The following is a 21,812-nucleotide window of genomic DNA, read 5'->3' on the forward strand; positions in this document are numbered from 1 at the left end:
CGTCCGGGCCGGGCCGCTCCCCCGGCGTCGGGCCGGCGCCGGGACGGGGTGGCGCGGTGGCCACTCCGTCCCGACGCCGGGCGCGTCAGGCGCCGACGTAGGCGGCGAGGTGTTCGCCGGTGAGGGTGGAGCGGGCGGCGACGAGGTCGGCGGGGGTGCCCTCGAAGACGATCCGGCCGCCGTCGTGGCCGGCGCCGGGACCGAGGTCGATGATCCAGTCGGCGTGTGCCATGACGGCCTGGTGGTGCTCGATGACGATGACCGACTTGCCGGAGTCGACGAGCCGGTCGAGCAGGGCGAGCAGGTGCTCGACGTCGGCGAGGTGCAGGCCGGTGGTGGGCTCGTCGAGGACGTAGACGCCGCCGCTGCCGGCCATCCGGGTGGCCAGCTTGAGGCGTTGCCGCTCGCCGCCGGAGAGGGTGGTGAGCGGCTGGCCGAGGGTGAGGTAGCCGAGGCCGACGTCGGCGAGCCGGTCGAGGATCTTGTGGGCGGCCGGGGTGCGGGCCTCGCCGGCGGCGAAGAACTCCTCGGCCTCGGTGACGGACATGGCGAGCACCTCGCTGATGTCGCGGCCGCCGAGGTGGTATTCCAGGACCGATGCCTGGAACCGCTTGCCCTCGCACTCCTCGCAGGTGGTGGCGACGCCGGCCATCATGGCGAGGTCGGTGTAGATGACGCCGGCGCCGTTGCAGGTGGGGCAGGCGCCTTCGGAGTTGGCGCTGAACAGGGCGGGCTTGACGCCGTTGGCCTTGGCGAAGGCCTTGCGGATGGGGTCGAGCAGGCCGGTGTAGGTGGCCGGGTTGCTGCGCCGGGAGCCGCGGATGCCGCTCTGGTCGACGGACACGACGCCGTCGCGCCCGGACACGGAGCCGTGGATGAGCGAGCTCTTGCCGGAGCCGGCGACGCCGGTGACGACGACGAGCACGCCGAGGGGGATGTCGACGTCGACGCCCTGGAGGTTGTGGGTGTGGGCGCCGCGGACCTCCAGCGCGCCGGAGGGGGTGCGGACGGAGGGCTTGAGGTGGGCCCGGTCGTCGAGGTGCCGGCCGGTGAGGGTGCCGCTGGCGCGCAGCCCCGCCAGGGTGCCCTGGAAGACGACTTCGCCGCCGGCGGTGCCGGCGCCGGGGCCGAGGTCGACGACGTGGTCGGCGATGGCGATGGTTTCGGGTTTGTGCTCGACGACCAGGACGGTGTTGCCCTTGTTGCGCAGTTGCAGCAGCAGGTCGTTCATCCGCTGGATGTCGTGGGGGTGCAGCCCGATGGTGGGTTCGTCGAAGACGTAGGTCACGTCGGTGAGCGAGGAGCCGAGGTGGCGGATCATCTTGGTGCGCTGCGCCTCGCCGCCGGACAGCGTGCCGGAGGGCCGGCTGAGGGAGAGGTAGCCCAGCCCGATCTCGACGAACGAGTCGAGGGTGTGCTGCAGTTTCGCCAGCAGCGGCGCCACCGACGGCTCGTCGAGGCCGCGGACCCAGGCGGCGAGGTCGTTGATCTGCATGGCGCAGGCGTCGGCGATGCTGATGCCGGCGATCTTCGAGGAGCGGGCGGCCTCGCTGAGCCGGGTGCCGTCGCAGTCGGGGCAGGTGGTGAAGGTGACGACCCGTTCCACGAAGGCGCGGATGTGCGGCTGCATGGAGTCGACGTCCTTGGACAGCATCGACTTCTGGATCTTCGGGATCAGGCCCTCGTACGTCAGGTTGATGCCCTCGACCTTGATCTTGACCGGCTCCTTGTAGAGCAGGTCGTGCAGCTCCTTCTTGGTGAACTTGCGGATCGGCTTGTCGGGGTCGAAGAAGCCGCAGCCGCTGAAGATGCGGCCGTACCAGCCGTCCATGCTGTAGCCGGGGACGGTGAGCGCGCCCTCGTTGAGCGACTTGGTGTCGTCGTACAGCTGGGTCAGGTCGAAGTCGGTGACCGCGCCGGTGCCCTCGCAGCGGGGGCACATGCCGCCGGTGATGCTGAAGCTGCGGCGCTCCTTCGTGGTCTGGCCGGCGCGTTCGATGGTGACCGCGCCCGCGCCGCTGATCGAGGCGACGTTGAAGGAGAACGCCTGAGCCGAGCCGATGTGGGGTTGGCCGAGGCGGCTGAAGAGGATGCGCAGCATGGCGTTGGCGTCGGTGACGGTGCCGACGGTCGAGCGGGGGTTGCCGCCCATCCGCTCCTGGTCGACGATGATCGCGGTGGTCAGCCCGTCGAGGACGTCGACCTCGGGCCGGGCGAGGGTCGGCATGAAGCCCTGCAGGAAGGCGCTGTAGGTCTCGTTGATGAGCCGCTGCGACTCGGCGGCGATGGTGCCGAACACCAGTGAGCTCTTGCCGGAGCCGGAGACGCCGGTGAAGACGGTCAGCCGGCGCTTCGGGATCTCGATGCTGACGTCCTTGAGGTTGTTCTCGCGTGCCCCCTGCACGCGGATCAGCTCATGGGTGTCGGCGACGTGCTGCGCGGGCGACGGGCTGTCCGTCCTCGTGGCCGTGCTCATCGTGTCTCCATCTGTCGCGTGGGCCGCGTCGCGGCCCCGTCCGGCGTCGGCTGGCTCGATCTGATCAGGTTCGTACGACAGATCAGCGCAGCTCCTTGATGCGGATCAGGTTGCCCGCGGGGTCGCGGAACGCGCAGTCGCGGACGCCGTAGGGCTGCTCGATCGGCTCCTGGACCACCTCGGCGTCGCCGGCCTGGACCTTCTCGAAGGTGCCGTCGAGGTCGTGGGTGGCCAGCAGGATCCACCCGTAGGTGCCCTTGGCCATCATCTCCACGATGGTACGGCGCTCCTCGTCGGTGACCCCGGGGTCGACGGCCGGCGGCGCCAGCAGGATGGACGTGTCGGGCTGCCCGGCGGGGCCGACGGTGATCCAGCGCATCCGGCCCTGTCCCACGTCGTTGCGGACCTCGAATCCGAGGATGTCGCGGTAGAAGGCCAAAGAGGCGTCCGGGTCGTCGTGCGGGAGGACGGTGGTGTTGATGGTGATGTCCATGGCAGTCAGGCTAGGTGCGGCGTGAGGGGCGGCGCTTCTCGATTCCTGATCGGTCTGGTCACCTGTTTGGCCACGCACGGGGGCAGTTCGGCGGCGCCGCCGGCGGCCGCGCGGGCGCGGTAGGTGCTCGGCGGGATGCCGACCAGCTCGGTGAAGCGGGTGCTGAAGGTGCCCAGCGAGGAGCAGCCGACCGCGAAACAGACTTCGGTGACGCTGAGGTCGCCGCGGCGCAGCAGCGCCATGGCCCGTTCGATGCGGCGGGTCATCAGGTAGGCGTACGGGGCCTCGCCGTAGGCGAGCCGGAACTGGCGGCTGAGGTGGCCGGCCGACATGTGCGCGCCGCGGGCGAGGGCCTCGACGTCCAGCGGCTGGGCGTACTCGCGGTCGATGCGGTCGCGGACGCGGCGCAGCCGGGCGAGGTCGCGCAGGTGCTGCGCCGGGTCGGAGCTGCTGGTCACCTGCCAGATGGTGCCACGCCGGGTGGGGGTTGCCCACCGCGTTCCGGTCCGTGTCGACGCGCCGCCGGCGGTCGGTCAGCGGGTCCGGGCGTCCCGGCGGGCGGCCACCACGCTCCAGCCGACGGCGGTGGCGAGCGTGAGGGCCACCACGGCGAGGGTGAGCCAGACCGGCAGCTTGCCCACCGGGGTCTCGGCGAGGATCAGCTTCACCCCGGCGAACGCGAGCAGCACCGCGAGCCCGTAGCGCAGGTAGCCGAAGTGCCGCAGCAGGCCCGCGAGGCAGAAGTACAGGCTGCGCAGCCCGAGCACGGCGAAGGCGTTCGCCGTCCAGACCAGGAAGGTGTTGGTGGTGATGGCGAGGATCGCCGCGACGGAGTCGATCGCGAAGACGACGTCGGTGGCCTCGATCGCCACGAGCGCGACCAGCAGCACGGTGCCCTTGCGGCGGCCGCCGACCCGGGCGGTGAAGCGGCCGTCGTGGTAGCGGGAGTCGGTGGGCACCAGCCGGCGGAAGAGCCGGACGGCGACGTTGCGGTCGGGGTCCACGTCCGGCTCGCCGCGCACGGCGAGGCGCCAGCCGGTCCAGATGAGGAACGCGCCGAGCACGAGGCCGGCCCAGGTCAGCCGGTTGAGCAGTTCGGCGCCGGCGAAGATGAACACCAGCCGGAAGCCGAGCGCCCCGAGCACTCCCCAGAAGAGCACCTTGTGCTGGTACGCGGGGGGCACCCGGAAGTAGCCGAACAGCAGTGCGAAGACGAACACGTTGTCGACGGACAGCGCCTTCTCCAGCAGGTACCCGGAGTAGTACGCCACCGCGGGGCCGCTGCCGCGCCACAGCCAGATCACCAGCCCGAAGCCGATCCCGGCGGTGATCCACACCGCGCTCCAGAGCAGCGCCTCGCGCAGTTCGATGACGTGGTGGTCGCGGTGGGAGAACACGTCGACGGCGAGCATGACGGCGATGACCGCGCCCACGGCCATCCAGGCCCAGGCCGGCGCCGCGAAGGTGGTTCCCTCCATCCGGCGTCCTCCGCATCCGGCCCGCAGGCGCGGCGGCGGACCACGTCGTCCCCGAGCCTAGGCGAGCCGCGGGCCGGGGGGCGGCGGTCAGGCCAAGTCCCCCGGCCGGCGCGGCCGGGTCGGCTCAGCGCAGCCGGCGGGCGCCGAACCGGGTGGGTGGGTCGGCGATGGCGTCCTGGGCGGCGACGAGTTGCAGCTCCCGGGTGCCGGCGGCGAGGGTGGCCTCGAGGACGGCGTAGATGGAGTTGGTGGTGCGCTCCAGCGCCGTCTCCGGGGACCCGCTGGTCGCGAGGTGGGCCAGGTAGAGGGCGGCGGTGACGTCGCCGCCGCCGTTGGGGGTGATCGGCAGCAGCGGCGTGGTGACCGCCGACGCGCCGTCGTCGGAGACGGCCACGACCTCCAGCGACCCGGCGGGGACGTCGCCGTGCAGCACGCTGGTGACCAGCACGTGCCGTGGCCCGGTGGCGCGGACGACGTCGACGGCGGCGAGCAGGTCGTCGACGGTGTCGGTGGTGCGGCCGGCGAGGAACTCCAGCTCGAACTGGTTCGGGGTGACGATGTCCGCGCGGGGCACGACGGTGTCGCGCAGGTACTCGGGGATGCCCGGCCGGACGAACATGCCGCGGCCGACGTCGCCCATCACGGGGTCGCAGCAGTACAGGGCGTCCGGGTTGGCGGCCTTCACCCGCGCGACCGCGTCGAGGATCACCGCGCCCATCGCCGGGTCGCCCTGGTAGCCGGAGAGCACCGCGTCGGCCGTGCCGAGGACGCCGCGGTCCTCGATGCCGGCGATCACCTCGGCGACGTCGGCCGGGGGCAGCAGCGGCCCGCGCCAGGCCCCGTAGCCGGTGTGGTTGGAGAAGTGCACGGTCAGCACCGGCCAGACCTCGTGGCGGAGCCGTTGCAGCGGGAACACGGCGGCGGAGTTTCCGACGTGCCCGTAGGCGACCGACGACTGGATGGACAGGATCTTCACCGGCTCATCGTCGCATCCGCGGCGGCGGCGCTGGTCAGGTGTCGGTGCGCAGCCGGGCGTGCACGTGCATGTCGTGCCAGCCGTCGGTGTGCCGGGCGGCGCCGCGCTGGGTGCCCTCGGCGGCGAGGCCGGCCCGTTCGGCCACCCGGCAGGAGGCCGGGTTGGCGGTGGAGTGGCGCAGCCACACGCGGTGCAGGCCGAGCCGGTCGAAGCCGAAGGCGGTGAGCGCGGTCAGGGCGCGGGCGGCGACGCGCCGGCCCCGGGCGGCGGGCAGCACCCAGTACGACACCTCGGCCTGGGCCTCGGGCAGGTCGAGCGCGCGGAGGCTGATCTGGCCGAGCACCCCGGTGTGGTCAGTGACCGCCCAGCCGGCGCCGGTCTCGTGCCGCCAGCGGCGGGGCCAGGAGTCGATCCAGTCGCGGGCCTCGTCGTCGGTCATGGCGCGGCAGTGCCAGCGGCGCACGGCCGGGTCGGCGTACGCGGCGAGGACGGCGAGCCGGTCGTCGGGGCGCCAGGGGCGCAGGAGCAGGTCGCCGGCGGCGAGGTCGGGTTGGGGCTGCCCGGCGAGGGCGCCGGGAGGCAGGGCCGGGGTGGTGAGCAGCGGCATGCGTTCATGATCCGCCACGACGGGCGGTGACGGCGGAGTCGACGGCCGGTGCGGGGCCCCGGGCCGGGCTGACCGTTCGGCTCAGGGTTTCGACCGTCCGGCGCGTGGCGGGTTTCGCCGCGGCGCCTGCCGGGGGCATGAACGGGTGTCTCGCCATTCTCCCGAGAGGAAGCACTGATGCTTTCCGCACTCGATCGTCGGCACACCGTCGCGCCGCCGGGCTACAGCCGTTGGCTGATACCGCCCGCGGCGCTGGCGATCCATCTCTGCATCGGGCAGGTCTACGCGACCAGCGTGTACAAGAACTCGCTGATCGCGCACTTCGACACGGGTCAGACGGCGATCGGGGTGATCTTCAGCATCGCCATCGTGATGCTGGGGCTGTCGGCCGCGGTGGCGGGCACGTGGGTGGAGGCGAACGGGCCGCGCAAGGCGATGTTCGTCTCGGCGTGCTTCTGGGCGGCCGGCTTCCTGGTCGGCGCGCTGGGCATCGCCACGAAACAGCTGTGGTTGCTGTACCTGGGCTACGGGGTGCTGGGCGGGATCGGGCTGGGCATCGGCTACATCTCCCCCGTCTCCACGTTGATCAAGTGGTTCCCGGACCGGCCGGGCCTGGCGACCGGGTTGGCGATCATGGGGTTCGGTGGTGGGGCCATGGTGGCCTCTCCCCTGTCCCGGCAGCTGCTGTCGTTCTACGACCCGGGGTACGACCCGGCGAACGCCGGGTCGACGGCGTCGGGCAGCGCCCTGGTGTGGCTGTTCCTGACGTTGGGCGTCGGCTACTTCGTGATCATGATGTTCGGGGTGTTCAACGTGCGGGTGCCCGCGGCGGACTGGCGGCCGGCCGGGTTCGACCCGGCGAAGGTGGCGGCGAAACCGCTGGTGACCACGGCGAACGTGTCGGCGGCGAACGCCGTGAAGACCCGGTCGTTCTGGCTGCTGTGGGTGGTGCTGTTCTGCAACGTGACGGCGGGGATCGGGATCCTGGAGCAGGCCAGCCCGATGATCCAGGACTTCTTCCGGGACAACGGGACCTCCGCGGTGTCGGTGGCGGCGGCCGGCGGGTTCGTGGGCCTGCTGTCGCTGTTCAACATGGCCGGCCGGTTCGCCTGGTCGTCGACGTCGGACGTGATCGGCCGCAAGCCGATCTACCTGGTGTATCTCGGGGTCGGGATGGTGCTGTACGTGCTGCTGGCCCTGTTCGGGCAGGCGGCCACGGCGCTGTTCGTGCTGTTCGCGTGCGTGATCCTGTCGTTCTACGGCGGCGGGTTCGCCACGGTGCCGGCGTACCTGCGGGACCTGTTCGGCACGTTCGAGGTGGGCGCGATCCACGGCCGGCTGCTGACCGCGTGGTCGGCGGCCGGGGTGGCCGGCCCGCTGATCGTGAACGCGTTCCTGGACGCGCAGGGCAAGCCGGGCACGTTGACGGCGGCGGCGTACCGGCCGGCGTTGTTCACGATGGTCGGGGTGCTGGCGGTCGGTTTCGTGGCGAACCTGCTGATCCGGCCGGTGCCGGAGCGGTTCCACGAGCCGGCGTCGGCGCCGGACGGTGTCGAGGGTGCGCAGCCGGTGACGGCGGAGAGGAGCGGGTCGTGAACGAGCAGGCCGGTGGCGGGCAGCGGATCCGCCTCGTGGTGTCGTGGGTGGTGGTGTCGGCGCTGCTGGGATACGGGGTGGTGCAGACGGTGATCACGGCGGCGAAGCTGTTCACCCACTGACGGAAGCGGCGGCCCGGGGGGCGGATGTCCCCCGGGCCGCCGCCTTGTTCAGAGGCCGCCGGCGACGCGCAGGACGGCGCCGGTGGTGTAGGTGGCGTCGGGGCCGAGGAGGAACGCGACGGCGCCGGCCACCTCGTCGGGTTCCCCGGCGCGGCCCAGCGGGACGCGGCCGGCCGCGGTGTCGGGGCGGTCGGGCACGCCGGACAGGGCGTGGATGTCGGTGCGGATGATGCCGGGGGCCACGGCGTTGACCCGGATGCCCCGCGGGGCGAGTTCCTTGGCGAGGCCGACGGTGAGGGTGTCGGTGGCGGCCTTGACCGCCGCGTAGTGGATGTACTCACCCGGGCTGCCGAGGGTGGCGGCGGCGGAGGAGACGTTGACGATGGCGCCGCCGCGGGTCATCCGGCGGGCGGCCTGCTGCGCGCAGAGGACGTACCCGACGAGGTTGACGTCGACGACCTGGCGCAGGTCGTCGACGCGCAGGTCGGTGAAGGGCCCGATCGGGCTGGTGATGCCGGCGTTGTTGACCAGGCCGGTGAGGGCGCCCAGCGCCGTGGCCGCGTCGAAGAGGCGCTGGACCTGGTCGGGGTCGGTGGTGTCGGCCGGGACGGCCACGCCGCGGCGGCCGGCGGCGCGCACGTCGGCGAGGACGCCCTCGGCGGCGGCGTGGTCGCTGCGGTAGCCGATGACGACGTCGTGGCCGGCGGCGGCGAGACGGCGGGCGGTGGCCGCGCCGATGCCGCGCCCCCCACCGGTGACGATGGTGACGGAGGTCAATGTGCTCTCCCCTGCCCTTGCGGTGCGGGTGACGTTACCGTGAGCGGCGCGGCACCCGGGTGGAGAGGACGGTCACACATGACGCGGGCGTTGGTGCTGGGTGGCGGCGGGGTGACCGGGGTGGCCTGGGAGTTGGGGCTGCTGGCCGGGCTGGCGGCGCGGGGGCTGGACCTGACCGGGGCGGAGCTGGTGGTGGGCACCTCGGCCGGTTCGGTGGTGGGCGCGCAAATCTGCTCCGGCACACCGGTCGAGGAGCTGTACGCGGGGCAGCTGCGCCCGGCCCGCGGGGAGCTGCCGGCCCGGTTGGGGGTCGCGGTGCTCGCCCGGTGGGCGTGGGCGGGCGCCCGGGGCCGCGACGAGGTGCGGGCGCGGGCCCGGGTCGGTGCGATGGCCCTGGCGGCGCGTACCCCGTCGGAGGAGTCGCGGCGGGCGGTCATCGCGGCCCGGTTGCCGGTGCGGGAGTGGCCGGCGCGGCGGCTGCTGGTGACGGCGGTGGACGCGGCCTCCGGCGAGTTCGTGGTCTTCGACGCGACCTCGCAGGTGCCGCTGGTGGACGCGGTGGGGGCCAGCTGCGCGGTGCCGGGGGTGTGGCCGCCGGTGAGCATAGGCGGCCGGCGGTACGTCGACGGTGGGGTGCGCTCGGCGGTGAACGCGGACCTGGCGGCCGGCGCGCGGGCCGTGGTGGTGCTGGCGCCGACGCGGGCCGGGTTCGGGCCGATGCCGCGGCTGTCGGCGCAGCTGGCGCAGCTGCGGTCGGCGGGCGCGGAGGTGGCGGTGGTGTCCCCGGACCGGGCGGCGCGCGCGGCGATCGGGCGCAACGTGCTGGACCCGGCGCGGCGGGCGGCGTCGGCGCGGGCCGGTTTCGCGCAGGCCGCCGCGGTGGCCGAGGACGTCGCCGCGGTCTGGACGGCCGGGGGTTGATCTTCCGGGTGTCGGTGCGGGCTGGTATCAAGGCAGGCATCAGACACGGGTATGGAAGAGGGCTGTGATGGCGGGCCAGGGTTTGTCCACTGACGAGGTACAGGGCATCCGGGAGGCGCTGGCGGCCGGCCGCAGGCCCAGGGTGGTGTTCACGGCGGCGGCCGGGCAGGTGGCGGGCCAGCTCGGGCAGGTGGTGGAGCTGACCGACCCGGAGGTGTCCGAGGAGTTCGTGGTGGTGCGGTTCGGCCGCGACGAGTTGCCGTTCTCCCCCGCCGACGTGGCGATCGCGCCGAAGGGGGCCGGGCGGCGGCCGGCGGAGCCGAAGCCGGAGCCCCCGGTCGAGGCGGCGCCGGCGGAGCCGGAGTTCGTGTTGGACGCGCCGCCGGTGCCGGCGCCGCGGCGGGAGGAGCCGAAGGTGGAGCAGCAGGCGGAGCCGAAGCCGGCGCGGCGGGCCGTGAAGGCGGTCAAGCCGAAGAGCCCGGCCGGGTTGACGGTGACCCTGGCCTACGCCGAGGGCGAGTGGACGGTCGCGGCGCAGCAGGGCGCGAAGGCCCTCGCCCGGCCGTACGTGGTGAAGCCGGCGGAGGCGCTGCGGATGGTGGCGCTGGTCGACGTGCCCGGCGTGCAGGAGGCGGTGGAGCAGATCCTGGCCGCCGAGCGGGCCGAGGCCGAGCAGCAGGCGGAGAAGCTGCGCGCGGAGCTGGCCGAGATCGAGGCGCGGCTGGCGGAGCTGCGCGAGGCCCGCTGACCCGGGCGGGCGCGAGTCAGCCGGTGGTGGTCACGACGTCGGTGGAGGGCTCGGGGGCCGGCCCCGTTTCGGGGCCGGCCGGGCCGTCCGCGGGCGGCGCCGGCCGGCGGCGTGCGGCGAGCCGGTCGGTGACCACCGCGGCGACCGCCTCGGCCGCGGCGGCGGCCAGCAGGATCAGCCCGATGCGCAGGAACACCGCCTCCTGGATGCCGAAGCGGCCGTACTCGCCGGCGGAGTAGAGCATGCCGGCGACCGCGCCGGCCGCGCTGGCGGCGACGGTGAGCAGGCCGGTGAGGGCCGGCCAGCGGGCTCGGCGGAACGCCCCCGCCGCCAGCCCGACGGTGAGGGACACGAGCAGGACGAGGCCGGCGCGGGGCAGCACGTCGGACGCCCGGGGGAACAGGATCCGCTCCGGCAGGTCCGGCACACCGGGCACGGCCGCGGCGTAGTGGCCCGCGGTGCCGCCGAGGGTGATGGGCAGGTCGGCCAGCACGGTGCCGGCGTAGTGGCCGGGGTGGGCCAGGGCGTAGCGGTAGCCGACCCTGCCCTTCTCCCGCTGCGCCCAGCGGACGAGGGGCGGGCAGGCGCGGTAGGCGTCGGTGAACGCCGCCATCGCCCACGGCCGCCCCTGGGCGATCTGCTCGGCCCGCTCGCAGCTCGGCATCCCGAACTCCCGCTGGTAGGCGTCACGCATGGCGGGGTCGTCGAGGATCTGGAAGCGCAGCCGGTAGACGAACGTGGCCTCGGACAGGCTCAGGCCGGTGCCCCAGGACCGGTAGCTGTGGTCGATGGTGGGCACGGTGACGCTCTGCCAGGCCAGGGCCGCCAGGAGGGCCGCGACGGCGCTCCCCGCGGCGACACGGTGGTGGCGTCGCAGCGCGTACGCGGCGAGCACGGCGGTCACCAGCAGCACGTAGGGCAGCACGTCGGGCCGGGTGAACGTCCACCAGAAGGCGGTGACGGTCAGCGCGGCCAGCGCGGTGCGGGAGCGGGTCCGCGTCCAGATGGCCAGGAGTGCGAGCGCGGCGACGCCGAGGCTGATGGTCAGGGACTCGGAGAGGATGGCCTCGTCCCACGAGTAGACCGACCGGGTCAGCGCCAGGGCGGTCAGGGCGGTGGCGGCGAGGAGCCGGGCCGGCAGGGACCGCAGCCGCAGCCAGCAGGCGCAGACGAGCAGCGCCCAGGCCAGCGTGCCGATCCCCCACTGCAGCACGACGCGCGTGTGGTCGCTGCCGGCCAGCGCGTACAGCGCCGGCACCCCCCAGGGCCGCGGGGCGTGGCCGGTGAAGGACAGGGCGTCGATGGACGTGGGCGGGCGGCCGGCGTAGGAGCCGGAGTCCGCCGAGGTGAAGACGGTGAGGCGGGTGAGGATGAGCAGCCGCGCGGCGAGGTAGATGGCGAGCAGCGCGGCCAGCGGCAGGTGGCGCCGGGACGCGGTGGCCAGGGCTTTGGTGGCTGCTGCGGGCACGCGGAACCCTTACCGGTCGGGGTGGAGGTGGTGAGAGCCTAACCGGAGCGGCCCGCGCCGGCTGTCCCGTCCGCGGCGCCACGGGGATCGCGCCGGTTGTTTCGGCGCTTCGGATGACCTCCGGTCGCCGAACGGCCCACCGGTGGTGTGCGGGTGGTCCGTTCGCGGGGCCGGTGCGACCCCCTCGCACCGGCCCCGCGTCGACCCGCGCCCGCAGGCTCGTCAGTGTTGCGGGATGTTCTGTACCCCGATCCGCTTGCGGAACACCCAGTAGGTCCAGCCCTGGTAGGCCAGCACGATCGGGGTGAACACCACCGCCACCCAGGTCATGATCTTCAGGGTGTAGGGGGTGGAGGCGGCGTTGGTGGCGGTGAGCGTGCCGGCGGCGTCCAGGGTCGACGGCAGCACGTTCGGGAACAGCGCGGCGAACAGGGTCGCCACGGCCAGGGCGATGGCCACGGCCGTGCCGGTGAACGCCCAGCCCTCCCGGCGTACCCGGGCGGCGGCGACACCGGCGAGCAGGGCGAGTGCGGCGCCGGCCGCGAGCACGACGGCGGCCCCGCTGGGGCGGATGCTCAGCGTCCACGCCAGGAAGGCCACCGCCACCACGGCGGTCCCGGCGCCGACCTTCACGGCCAGCGCGCCGGCCCGCTCCCGGATGTCGCCGGTGGTCTTCAGGGCGAGGAACACCGCGCCGTGGGTGAGGAACAGGCCCAGGGTGGTCACCCCGCCGAGCAGGGCGTACGGGTGGAGCAGGTCGAGCAGGCCGCCGGCGTACTCGTGGTCGGCGGTCAGCGGCACGCCGCGCAGGATGTTGGCGAAGGCGACGCCCCACAGGACCGCCGGCAGCAGCGAACCGACGAAGATGGCGGTGTCCCAGCGGCGCTTCCAGGACGCCTCGGGGCGCTTGTGCCGGTACTCGAAGGCCACCCCGCGGGCGATCAGGGCGAGCAGGATCAGCAGCAGCGGCAGGTAGAAGCCGGAGAAGAGGGTGGCGTACCACTCGGGGAAGGCGGCGAACATGGCGCCGCCGGCGGTGATCAGCCAGACCTCGTTGCCGTCCCAGACCGGGCCGATGGTGTTGATCAGGACGCGGCGTTCCCGGTCGTCGCGGCCGAGCACGGGCAGCAGCATGCCGACGCCGAAGTCGAAGCCTTCGAGGACGAAGTAGCCGGTGAAGAGCACGGCGACGAGGAGAAACCAGACGGTCGTCAGTTCCACGGTGGGCTCCGGGGTCAGTAGGCGAACGCCAGCGGGCGCTCGGCGTCGTCGGTGTCGTCGTCTGCGGCCGGCTCCGGGGTGACGTCCGGCACGCCGGCCTTCGCGTAGCGGACCAGCAGCTTGAACTCGATCACCGCGAGGGTTGCGTAGATCAGGGTGAAGGCGGTGAACGAGGTGAGCACCTCGGCCAGCGAGACGCTGCGGGACACGCCGTTGCGGGTGAGCATCTCGCCGAAGACGATCCACGGCTGGCGGCCCATCTCGGTGAAGATCCAGCCGAAGGAGTTGGCCAGCAGCGGCAGGACCGGCATGACCAGGCCGGCGCGCAGCAACCAGCGGCTGGTCGGGGTGCGGCCCTTGCGCTGGGTCCAGAGCACGAGCAGGGCGATCGCGGCGGCGGCCATCCCGAGCGCGATCATGAAGCGGAAGCTCCAGTAGGTGACCGGGATGATCGGGGTGTAGCTGCCGGCGCCGTACTGGGTGGCGTACTGGGCCTGCAGGTCGTTGATGCCGTGCACGGTGCCGTTCGGGTCGCCCGTGCCGAGGTACGACAGCAGGTGCGGGATCTTGATGGCGAAGATCTCCCGGCTGCCGTCGAGGCTGCCGACGGTGAGCACGGAGAACGAGGCGGGGCTCTCGGTGGTGTAGAGGCCCTCGGCGGCGGCCATCTTCATGGGCTGCACCTGGGTCATGATCTTGCCCTGGATGTCGCCGGTGAACAGCACCAGCGCCGCGGAGACCAGCACTACCCAGGAGCCGAACTTCGTGGCGAAACGGTAGGCGTCGGTGTCGGCGCCGGCGGAGGCGCGAATCACGTGCCACAGCCCGACGGCCACGATCAGGGACCCGGCGACCAGGAACGCGCCGGCCAGGGTGTGCGGGAAGGTGATCAGGGCGACCTTGTTGGTGAGCACCGCGACGAAGTCGGTCAGCTCGGCACGGCCGGTGTCCGGGTTGATCCGGTAGCCGACGGGGTTCTGCATGAACGAGTTCGCGGCCAGGATGAAGTAGGCGGACAGGTTGGTGCCGATGGCCGCGGCCCAGATGGCGGCCAGGTGCAGCCGCTTGGGCAGCCGGTCCCAGCCGAAGATCCACAGGCCGATGAAGGTGGACTCCAGGAAGAACGCGACCAGGGCCTCGATGGCCAGGGGCGCGCCGAAGATGTCGCCGACGAAGCGCGAGTAGTCCGACCAGTTCATGCCGAACTGGAACTCCTGCACGATGCCGGTGACCACGCCCATCGCGAAGTTGATCAGGAAGAGCTTGCCGTAGAACTTGGTGAGCTTGAGGTACCGCTCGTTGCCGGTGCGGTGCCACAGGGTCTGCAGGATGGCCACCAGCACGGACAGGCCGATGGTCAACGGCACGAAGAGAAAGTGGTAGACGGTGGTGACACCGAACTGCCAGCGGGCGACGTCCAACGCGTCCACCTGAAACCCCCAGCTGTGCATACTACGAGACGTAGTAAATACTACTCGGCGTCGTAGACGGACGTGCAGGGCCACAGGGCCCGATCCGCTCCGGGACCAATGACCCTGATCACCTCGCAACCGATCAGGATTCGAGAAGCGCCCGCCCGCGGCCGCTCCGTAGCGTGACCGACGTGCACCTGATCGGCAGGCACGGAGAAGGAGACAACGCAATGAAAGCCCACGTCAGCTCGATCCTGCTCGGCGTACGGGACATGGAGCGGTCCAAGCGGTTCTACACCGAGGGCCTCGGCTGGACCATCGCGCAGGACTACGGCGTCTCGGTGTTCTTCGCACCGGACGGCGGCTCGCCCGTCGGCTTCTACGGCCGCGACGGCCTCGCCGAGCAGGTGGGCGCCAGCCCGGAGGGCGGCGGCTTCAGCGGGCTGGTGCTCACCTACGTGGTCCGCAGCGAGGGGCGGATCGACGAGGTCATGGCGGAGGCCGAGAAGGCCGGCGCCACGATCCTCAAGCCCGCCGGTCCCCTGCCCTGGGGCGGATACGGCGGCTCCTTCGCCGACCCGGACGGCTACATCTGGAGCCTCGGCTACAGCGCTCAGGGCGAGAACCAGCCCTACGCCGAGTAGGCCCCGGTCGGTGTCCTCCGCGGCGGCGGAGGACACCGACGACCCGGGGATCGGCTCCCCCGCTCACCCCGACGCGTGCGACCATCCAGCACTGATGGACACCCCGACCACCCACTGGCGGGCGCCCCTGCTCTGGCGCGCCGCGCAACTGGCCGCCCGCGGCCTCGTCGGCCTGCTCGGCCGCCTCGAGGTCACCGGCGACGTGCCGGACGACCTGCGGCACGGACCGCTGATCCTGGCCGCCAACCACATCAGCCCCTTCGACCCCGTGGTGCTCACCGCGGCCTGCCAGGTCCGCGGCATCCGCCCGCGGATCATGGCCACCGGCGGGCTGTTCCGCGCCCCGGTGATCGGATCGCTGATGCGTCGCGCCGGGCACATCCGCGTCGACCGGGGCACCCGCTCCGCGCACCACTCGCTGGAGATGGCCGCCGGCGCGGTGGCCGGCGGCTCGGTGGTGCTGGTCTACCCGGAGGGGCGCATCGGCCTGGACCCCGGCATGTGGCCCGAGCGGGGCAAGACCGGTGCCGCCCGGCTCGCCTTCGCCGGCGGCGCTCCCGTCGTCCCGGTCGCCCAGTGGGGCTCCCACGAGGTGCTGCCCTACCAGGCGCCGAAGGGCATGCTGCGCGGCCTCGCCCGGTCGGTGCTGCGGCGGCCGGTCATCCGGGTGCGCTTCGGCGCCCCGGTGCTGCTGCGCGACCTGCATCCCGGCACCCCGGGGGCGGCGCGGCGGGCCACCGACCGGATCATCGACGCGATCACCGACGAGCTCGCGCCGCTGCGCCCCGACGAGCCGGACCGGCCCCGCCACGTCGACCCGGGCCGGCCGCTGGACACCAGCCGGTCGCACCGCCGCCTGGCCGGGTGACCCTCGTCCTCACCGGAGGCCACGGGACCGACGGGGGCTGATGCCGCCGATTCGCCGCCCCGCCCGCCCCGGCGGTGAGACCGTGGCGGCAGGAGGCACCCGTGAGCGCACCCACCGTGCTGATCACCGGCACGTCCACCGGCATCGGCCTGGAGACGGCCGTGGGCGCGGCCCGCGCCGGCTGGCGCACCGTCGCCACCCTGCGCGACCCCGCCCGCGCCGACCGGCTGCGCGCCGCCGCCGACGCCGCCGGGGTCGGCGACCTGCTGGAGGTACGCCGGCTCGACGTCGTCGACGAGGCCGCGGCGGCCGCCTGCGTGGCCGAGGTGGTCGCCCGGCACGGCCGGCTCGACGCGGTGGTCAACAACGCCGGCGCCGGGCACGTCGGCACCCTCGAACAGGAGACCGTCGACGACGTCCGCGCGGTCCTGGAGGTCAACTTCTTCGGCGTCCTGCACGTCACCCGGGCCGCCCTGCCGCACCTGCGCGCCAGCCGGGGACGGCTGATCACCGTGACCAGCGTGGGCGGGGTGGTCGGGCAGCCGTTCAACGAGGCGTACTGCGCGGCGAAGTTCGCCGTCGAGGGGTTCATGGAGAGCCTCGCCCCGGTCGCCGCCACCCTCGGGGTCAGCGTCACCGTCATCGAGCCGGGCGCCGTGGCCAGCGAGTTCGTCGCCAACGTCAACCTTGACGCCGAGGCCGCGGTCGCCGCCGCCGGGGTGTACGGGCCGGCGCTGCGCGCGTACCTGGATCGCAGCGCCGCCGCGTTCGCCGCCGCCCAGTCGGCCGCGGACGCCGCCGCGGCGGTGGTGGCGACGCTGATCGACCCGGAGCCCGCGCCCCGCGTGCAGACCTCCCCCGCCGCCCGGCAGTTCGTCGGCGTCAAGCTGGCCGACCCCGACGGGCTCGGGGTGACCGCGCTGACCGCCGGGTGGGTGCGCTGAGCTCAGCCGGCGGCGCCCAGCCGGGCGTCCAGCGCGGCCAGGTCGGGCACGAACCAGACGTGGTCGTGGCGGTTGGACTCGGCCACCAGGGCCCGCAGCGCGCCGCTGGCCGCCAGGTGCGCGGAGATGTCGCCGACGACGACCAGCCGCACCCGGTAGTTGACGAACTTCTGCATGATCTCGCCGGCGAAGCGGGATCCGAGGGAGAAGAAGCTCGGGTCGAGCCGGCCGGAGGGCACGGCCACCACCTCGGCGCCGCCGAAGGCCGCGCCGCCGATCAGGTCCAGGGCCGCGTCGGTCGTGGCCACGGGCGGGCCGGCCGGGTCGCAGACCAGCACCGGCACCCCGGCCCGGTCCTCCAGCACGTCAGGCATCGCCGGTCTCCTTCCCGGTGAGCAGGTCGTTGTCGCCGGTCAGCACGGCGTCGACCAGGTGCAGCAGGTCGGCGGTGGCGGCGGCGTCGCCCAGGACCACGATCTTCATGCGGTGGCGTTCCTCGTCGTGGACGGTCTGCACGCGCAGCGGGCGCGCGGGGTCGTGGTGGGTGTTGACGCCGGCCAGCACCAGCGTGGCCAGGCGGTCGGCCGCGGCCCGGTCGACGCCGTCGACCTGCACGATGCTCGACACCTCCAGCGCGGGCGGGCCGGGCGTCGGGGCCGGTCGGCCGGTCAGCGCGTCCAGGTCGGCGCGGGCGATCCGGTACTGCTTGCCGATCCGCACCGCGCGCAGCCGGCCGTCGCGGATGTAGCCGCGCACGGTGCGCACGTGCAGCCCGAGCAGCTCCGCCACCTGCTCGACCGAGTACATGTCATTCCCCATCGTTCCCTACTCTAGCGCCGTCAGGGAGGGATAGGGAAGTTCGTTGTCGCGATGCCGGCCGGTCATCCGGAGGCCACCCGCGCCCGGCATACTTCCGGCGTGCAGCCCCGTCACGGCTACCTCGACGCCCCCGCGCCGCTGGCCTTCGCCCACCGCGGCGGCGCGGCCGAGGGCGACGAGAACACCGCCGCCGCGTTCGCCCGCGCCATCGCCCTGGGCTACCGCTACGTGGAGACCGACGTGCACGCCACCGCCGACGGCGTGCCGGTGATCTTCCACGACCCCACCCTGCGCCGGGTCACCGGCGAGCCCGGCCGCATCGCCGACCTGCGCTGGGCCGACCTGGCCTCGGTACGCGTCGGCGGCGCCGCCGTGGTGCCGCGCCTCGACGAGGTCCTCGGCGCCTGGCCCGAGGTCCGGTTCAACGTCGACGTGAAGGCCGACGGCGGTGTCGTGCCGACCGTCGACACGGTGGCCCGCACCGGGGCCGGCGACCGGGTGCTGCTCGCCTCGTTCAGCGACGCCCGGCTGGCCCGGCTGCGCGCCCTGGCCGGGTCGAAGGTCGCCACCAGCCTGGGCATGCGCGGGGTGGCCCGGCTGCGGATGGCCTCCCTGCACGGGCGACCGATGCGGCTGCCCCCGTCGGTGGTCGCCGCCCAGGTCCCCGTCCGGTACGGGCGCCTGCCCGTGGTCGACCGGCGGTTCCTCGACTACTGCCACCGCCTCGGGTTGCAGGTGCACGTCTGGACGATCGACGAACCCGCCGAGATGCACGACTTACTTGATCTTGGTGTGGATGGCATCATGACCGATCACGTCGGCGTGCTGCGCGACGTCTACCGCAGCCGCGGCCACTGGGCCGCCTGAACCTCGAGGACCCCGATGGCCGATACGGTCGCCCCCGCCGTCGCCGAACCCGCCCACCCGGGCAGCACCCGCCGCGAGCGCACCGGCTGGTACTTCTACGACTGGGCGAACTCCGCCTTCCAGACCACCGTGATCACGGTCTTCCTCGGCCCGTTCCTCACCACCGTCACCGAGTTGGCGGCCGGCTGCGAGTTGGGCGCGGACAGCTGCGACGGCGCCGTGCACCCGCTGGGCATCCGGGTCGCCGCGGGCTCCTTCTACCCGTACCTGATCTCGCTGTCGGTGTTCCTCACCGTGTTCGTGCTGCCGGTGGTCGGTGCGATCGCCGACCGGTCCGCGCACAAGAAGCGGCTGCTCGCCGCGGCGGCGTTCACCGGCGCCGGCGCGACCATCGCGTTCGCGTTCGTCACCGGCGACCGCTACCTGCTCGGCGGGGCGCTGTTCCTGGTCGCGAACATCTCCTTCGGCGCCGCCGTGGTGGTCTACAACTCGTTCCTGCCCCAGCTCGGCGGCCCCGACGACCGGGACGCCATCTCCAGCCGCGGCTGGGCCATCGGCTACCTCGGCGGCGGGGTGCTGCTCGCGGTGAACCTGGTCGCGGTCACCCTGCTCAGCGAGGAGGGCAACGCGCAGCGCACCCTCGACCTGGCCCGCTGGTCGATCGTGTCGGCCGGCGTCTGGTGGGCGGCGTTCACCCTGCTGCCGCTGCGCTGGCTGCGCGAGCGCCCCACCGCCGCGGCGCTGCACGGCGGCGGCAACGTGCTCACCGACGGGTTCCGGCAGCTCGGCCGCACCCTGCGGGAGATCAAGACGTACCCGCTGACGCTGTTCTTCCTGCTCGCCTTCCTGGTCTTCAACGACGGCATCCAGACCGTCATCACCCTGGCCAGCCAGTACGGCACCAAAGAACTGAAGCTGGAGCAGAACACCCTGATCGTGACGATCCTGCTGGTGCAGTTCCTGGCCTTCGGCGGCGCGCTCGCCCTCGGCGCGCTGGCCCGCCGCATCGGAGCCTGGAAGACCGTGCTGCTGTCCCTGGTGCTCTGGACCGGCGTGATCATCGCGGCGTTCCGGCTGCCCGCCGAGGCGCCGGTGCCGTTCATGGTGCTCGGCGGGTGCATCGGCCTGGTGCTCGGCGGCAGCCAGGCGCTGAGCCGGTCGCTGTTCAGCCAGCTCATCCCCGTCGGCAAGGAGGGCGAGTACTACGGCTTCTACGAGATCAGCGACAAGGGCACCAGCTGGCTCGGGCCGCTCGCCTTCGGCCTGGTGTTCCAGCTGACCTCCTCCTACCGGGTGGGCCTGGTCTCCCTGCTGATCTTCTTCGTGGTCGGGTTCGCGCTGCTGGCCGCCGTGCCGATCCGCCGGGCCATCATCGCCGCCGGCAACACCCCGCCCCGGGTGCTGTGAGGCCCGCCCGCGCTCCGCGCGAGCAAGATCCTTCCACGTCGATGGGCTAGGCTGCCGCGACGTGACCGACGACGCCGCTGCCGCCCCGATCTGCCTGGCCCTCCCACTTCCGGGCCCCGGCGACGACCGTGCCGGCGGCTGCGCCGCCGCCCGCGCCGTCAACGGCCGGCCGTTGCACGCCGCCGCGCTGAAGTTCTTCTGGGGGCCGATGGACTGCGGCAAGTCCACGATGGCCCTGCAGATGAACTACAACCATGCCCGGCAGGGCCGCCGCGGCCTGGTGACCACCCGCATCGACCGCTCGCTCGGCCCGCAGGTCACCACCCGCATCGGGCTGGCCCACTCCGCCGTCGAGGTCACCGACGAACTGGACCTGCGCGACCTGGTCCGCGACGCCTGGGCCGAGGGGGTACGCGTCGACTACCTCATCTGCGACGAGGCCTCCTTCTACACCCTGGACCACATCGAGCAGATGGCCGACCTGGTCGACAACTTCGACGTCGACGTGTACGCCTTCGGCCTGGCCACCGACTTCCGCTCCTGCCTGTTCCCCGCCGCGCAGCGGCTGTTCGAACTCGCCGACGAGGTGGCCCGCATCCAGGTCGAGGTGCTCTGCTGGTGCGGCCGCGAAGGGCGGCTCAACGCCCGCGTCGTCGAGGGGCGGGTGGTACGCGAGGGCGAGCAGGTCGTCATCGGCGACACCGTGGACACCGCCGACGTGCGCTACCAGGTGCTGTGCCGGCGCCACTACCGCTCCGGCGACCTCGGCCCGCGCGCCTGACGGGCACGCGCCTGGTACAAACGGCGCGTGCGGACCGACGGCATCACCACGGCACCGGACGAGAAGCACGGCGGCTGCGGTGACCGCGCTCAGAACGGATCCCCGCAGACCCGCCACTTCCCGTCCTCCTGCACGATCGGCAGTTCCCGCTCCTCGCTGCCACCGCCGTCGCGGGTCAGCCGCACCGTCACCGTGCCGCGGGGCCGGCCACCCCGCGTCTGCACCGCCACGTCGACGATCTCGTAGCCGCTGACCTGCGGCGGGGTGCGCACCCAACTGCCGAAGCCGACCTGGCTCCACTTCCCGCGGGCCTCCCGGCACAACTTGTCGTACGCCTGGTCGGTGTCCCCGGCGGCGACCTCCCGGAAGAACGCCTCGGCGGTGTCCCGGACCGGGCCGTTGGCCTGCAGCACCACCTGCACGTTCCAGACGCCGAGCCCGGCCACCCCGACCAGGCAGGTGCCCAGCCCGAGGACCGCGACCAGCACACCGGCGCGTACCGGCCGGCGGCGGCGCCGGGCCGGCCGGCTCCCCGCCCGTTCCCTGCCCATCACCACCGACGGTAGAGACTGGCGGGCCGGCCCGCAGGAAGTTGTGGCCGCCCGGCCCGACGGCCGCTCGGCGGCGATCGGCCCGGACGTACCTGACAGAAGATGGCAGGTACCTTCGGCAGACTGCCGGCATGACAGAGCACTCCGACCTCGCCATGATCAACCTCGACAGCTCCGACCCGGCCGCCCACGCCGCGTTCTACTCCCGCGCCCTCGGCTGGGAGGTCACCCACAGCCAGGCCGAATACGCCATGATCAGCAAGGACGGGACCTCGATCGGCTTCGGCCTGGTGCCCGGGTACGCGCCGCCGGCCTGGCCGGACGACACGGCCGGCAAGCGGTACCACCTCGACCTCTACGTCGACGACGTGGCCCTGGCCGAGAAGGACCTCGTGGCGGCCGGCGCGACCCGGCCGGAGTTCCAGCCGGGGGGCGAGCGGTGGACCGTGCTGCTCGACCCGATCGGCCAGCCGTTCTGCCTCTGCCCCCGGCCGCAGAGCTGACCACCCTCGCCGGGCCCGCCGGGGGGGCCCGCGGGGCGGGGGGGGCCCGCAGCGGGAGGGGGCGGCCTGGCGCGCCCCCCCCGCCGGGTAATTGGGGGGCGGCCCGCCCGGCGGCCCCCCCCCCGCCCCGGGG

Annotated in this window: 24 protein-coding genes; 11 read left to right on the plus strand and 13 right to left on the minus strand. The window is 73.3% G+C overall.

Annotation, left to right across the window (positions count from 1 at the left end):
* Positions 1–85: 85 nt before the first annotated feature.
* The 6 genes from ABZS80_RS11980 to ABZS80_RS12005 form a co-directional block, all read right to left on the minus strand.
* The gene (locus ABZS80_RS11980; RefSeq protein ID WP_355055714.1) at positions 86–2,476 is read right to left on the minus strand and encodes an excinuclease ABC subunit UvrA; all 2,391 of its coding nucleotides are present in this window, start codon (positions 2,474–2,476) and stop codon (positions 86–88) included.
* Positions 2,477–2,558: 82 nt separating this feature from the next.
* Positions 2,559–2,969 (minus strand): VOC family protein, encoded by a 411-nt coding sequence (locus tag ABZS80_RS11985; protein WP_151465090.1) that lies wholly within the window; start codon positions 2,967–2,969, stop codon positions 2,559–2,561.
* A 5-nt stretch (positions 2,970–2,974) separates the two neighbouring features.
* Positions 2,975–3,427, minus strand: coding sequence for a helix-turn-helix transcriptional regulator (locus tag ABZS80_RS11990; RefSeq protein ID WP_151465089.1), 453 nt, complete (start codon positions 3,425–3,427; stop codon positions 2,975–2,977).
* Positions 3,428–3,502: 75 nt separating this feature from the next.
* Positions 3,503–4,447: a TerC family protein gene (locus ABZS80_RS11995; RefSeq protein ID WP_355055715.1), complete on the minus strand. Its 945-nt coding sequence runs from the start codon at positions 4,445–4,447 to the stop codon at positions 3,503–3,505.
* A 124-nt stretch (positions 4,448–4,571) separates the two neighbouring features.
* Complete coding sequence (gene pdxY / locus ABZS80_RS12000; protein ID WP_355055716.1) at positions 4,572–5,423, minus strand: pyridoxal kinase PdxY; 852 nt, start codon at positions 5,421–5,423, stop codon at positions 4,572–4,574.
* A 34-nt stretch (positions 5,424–5,457) separates the two neighbouring features.
* The gene (locus tag ABZS80_RS12005; protein WP_355055717.1) at positions 5,458–6,030 is read right to left on the minus strand and encodes a GNAT family N-acetyltransferase; all 573 of its coding nucleotides are present in this window, start codon (positions 6,028–6,030) and stop codon (positions 5,458–5,460) included.
* A 177-nt stretch (positions 6,031–6,207) separates the two neighbouring features.
* Here ABZS80_RS12005 and ABZS80_RS12010 point away from each other — a divergent pair, with 177 nt between their 5' ends.
* Together ABZS80_RS12010 and ABZS80_RS12015 are read left to right on the plus strand one after the other, a co-directional pair.
* The gene (locus ABZS80_RS12010) at positions 6,208–7,626 is read left to right on the plus strand and encodes an OFA family MFS transporter (protein ID WP_355055718.1); all 1,419 of its coding nucleotides are present in this window, start codon (positions 6,208–6,210) and stop codon (positions 7,624–7,626) included.
* The gene (locus tag ABZS80_RS12015; RefSeq protein ID WP_355055719.1) at positions 7,623–7,748 is read left to right on the plus strand and encodes a hypothetical protein; all 126 of its coding nucleotides are present in this window, start codon (positions 7,623–7,625) and stop codon (positions 7,746–7,748) included. The genes ABZS80_RS12010 and ABZS80_RS12015 overlap by 4 nt, the downstream gene beginning before the upstream one ends.
* A 48-nt stretch (positions 7,749–7,796) precedes the next feature.
* On the opposite strand, the gene ABZS80_RS12020 is transcribed toward ABZS80_RS12015, so the two are convergent.
* Positions 7,797–8,525 (minus strand): SDR family oxidoreductase, encoded by a 729-nt coding sequence (locus ABZS80_RS12020; RefSeq protein ID WP_355055720.1) that lies wholly within the window; start codon positions 8,523–8,525, stop codon positions 7,797–7,799.
* Positions 8,526–8,603: 78 nt separating this feature from the next.
* Between ABZS80_RS12020 and ABZS80_RS12025 the strand changes: the two genes are divergently transcribed.
* Entirely contained in the window at positions 8,604–9,446 is an 843-nt protein-coding gene (locus tag ABZS80_RS12025) for a patatin-like phospholipase family protein (protein ID WP_355055721.1), read from the plus strand.
* Positions 9,447–9,513: 67 nt separating this feature from the next.
* Entirely contained in the window at positions 9,514–10,194 is a 681-nt protein-coding gene (locus ABZS80_RS12030) for a hypothetical protein (protein ID WP_151463413.1), read from the plus strand.
* Between the two features lie 16 nt (positions 10,195–10,210).
* Here ABZS80_RS12030 and ABZS80_RS12035 read toward each other — a convergent pair whose 3' ends face one another.
* The 3 genes from ABZS80_RS12035 to ABZS80_RS12045 all read right to left on the minus strand — a co-directional run bounded on the left by ABZS80_RS12035 (position 10,211) and on the right by ABZS80_RS12045 (position 14,313).
* Positions 10,211–11,662, minus strand: a complete 1,452-nt coding sequence (locus tag ABZS80_RS12035; protein ID WP_355055722.1) for a hypothetical protein — start codon at positions 11,660–11,662, stop codon at positions 10,211–10,213.
* 222 nt (positions 11,663–11,884) lie between these two features.
* Positions 11,885–12,883 (minus strand): cytochrome d ubiquinol oxidase subunit II, encoded by a 999-nt coding sequence (gene cydB, locus ABZS80_RS12040; protein WP_355055723.1) that lies wholly within the window; start codon positions 12,881–12,883, stop codon positions 11,885–11,887.
* 14 nt (positions 12,884–12,897) lie between these two features.
* On the minus strand, positions 12,898–14,313 hold the full coding sequence (locus ABZS80_RS12045) for a cytochrome ubiquinol oxidase subunit I (RefSeq protein WP_355055724.1): 1,416 nt from the start codon (positions 14,311–14,313) through the stop codon (positions 12,898–12,900).
* A 212-nt stretch (positions 14,314–14,525) separates the two neighbouring features.
* On the opposite strand from ABZS80_RS12045, the gene ABZS80_RS12050 reads away from it, so the two are divergent.
* The 3 genes from ABZS80_RS12050 to ABZS80_RS12060 all read left to right on the plus strand — a co-directional run bounded on the left by ABZS80_RS12050 (position 14,526) and on the right by ABZS80_RS12060 (position 16,751).
* Positions 14,526–14,939 (plus strand): VOC family protein, encoded by a 414-nt coding sequence (locus ABZS80_RS12050; protein ID WP_151463409.1) that lies wholly within the window; start codon positions 14,526–14,528, stop codon positions 14,937–14,939.
* Between the two features lie 94 nt (positions 14,940–15,033).
* Entirely contained in the window at positions 15,034–15,807 is a 774-nt protein-coding gene (locus ABZS80_RS12055; protein WP_355055746.1) for a lysophospholipid acyltransferase family protein, read from the plus strand.
* A 101-nt stretch (positions 15,808–15,908) separates the two neighbouring features.
* A complete protein-coding gene (locus tag ABZS80_RS12060; RefSeq protein ID WP_355055725.1) occupies positions 15,909–16,751 on the plus strand; it encodes an SDR family NAD(P)-dependent oxidoreductase in 843 nt (280 codons plus the stop codon).
* Between the two features lie 2 nt (positions 16,752–16,753).
* Here the strand turns inward: ABZS80_RS12060 and ABZS80_RS12065 are convergent, their stop codons facing one another.
* On the minus strand, positions 16,754–17,125 hold the full coding sequence (locus ABZS80_RS12065) for a DUF4180 domain-containing protein (protein ID WP_355055726.1): 372 nt from the start codon (positions 17,123–17,125) through the stop codon (positions 16,754–16,756).
* Complete coding sequence (locus tag ABZS80_RS12070) at positions 17,118–17,570, minus strand: helix-turn-helix domain-containing protein (protein WP_355055727.1); 453 nt, start codon at positions 17,568–17,570, stop codon at positions 17,118–17,120. Before ABZS80_RS12070 ends, ABZS80_RS12065 begins: the two co-directional genes overlap by 8 nt.
* A gap of 99 nt (positions 17,571–17,669) precedes the next feature.
* On the opposite strand from ABZS80_RS12070, the gene ABZS80_RS12075 reads away from it, so the two are divergent.
* The 3 genes from ABZS80_RS12075 (at position 17,670) to ABZS80_RS12085 (ending at position 20,625) form a co-directional block, all read left to right on the plus strand.
* Positions 17,670–18,437, plus strand: a complete 768-nt coding sequence (locus tag ABZS80_RS12075; RefSeq protein ID WP_355055728.1) for a glycerophosphodiester phosphodiesterase family protein — start codon at positions 17,670–17,672, stop codon at positions 18,435–18,437.
* 15 nt (positions 18,438–18,452) lie between these two features.
* Positions 18,453–19,844, plus strand: coding sequence for an MFS transporter (locus tag ABZS80_RS12080; protein WP_355055729.1), 1,392 nt, complete (start codon positions 18,453–18,455; stop codon positions 19,842–19,844).
* Between the two features lie 172 nt (positions 19,845–20,016).
* Complete coding sequence (locus ABZS80_RS12085; RefSeq protein ID WP_355055747.1) at positions 20,017–20,625, plus strand: thymidine kinase; 609 nt, start codon at positions 20,017–20,019, stop codon at positions 20,623–20,625.
* A gap of 89 nt (positions 20,626–20,714) precedes the next feature.
* Here the strand turns inward: ABZS80_RS12085 and ABZS80_RS12090 are convergent, their stop codons facing one another.
* Entirely contained in the window at positions 20,715–21,176 is a 462-nt protein-coding gene (locus tag ABZS80_RS12090) for a hypothetical protein (protein ID WP_355055730.1), read from the minus strand.
* Positions 21,177–21,307: 131 nt separating this feature from the next.
* On the opposite strand from ABZS80_RS12090, the gene ABZS80_RS12095 reads away from it, so the two are divergent.
* Positions 21,308–21,679, plus strand: coding sequence for a VOC family protein (locus ABZS80_RS12095; RefSeq protein WP_355055731.1), 372 nt, complete (start codon positions 21,308–21,310; stop codon positions 21,677–21,679).
* Positions 21,680–21,812: the final 133 nt, after the last annotated feature.

Source organism: Micromonospora sp. NPDC005305 (assembly GCF_040607315.1).
Taxonomy (GTDB): domain Bacteria; phylum Actinomycetota; class Actinomycetes; order Mycobacteriales; family Micromonosporaceae; genus Micromonospora.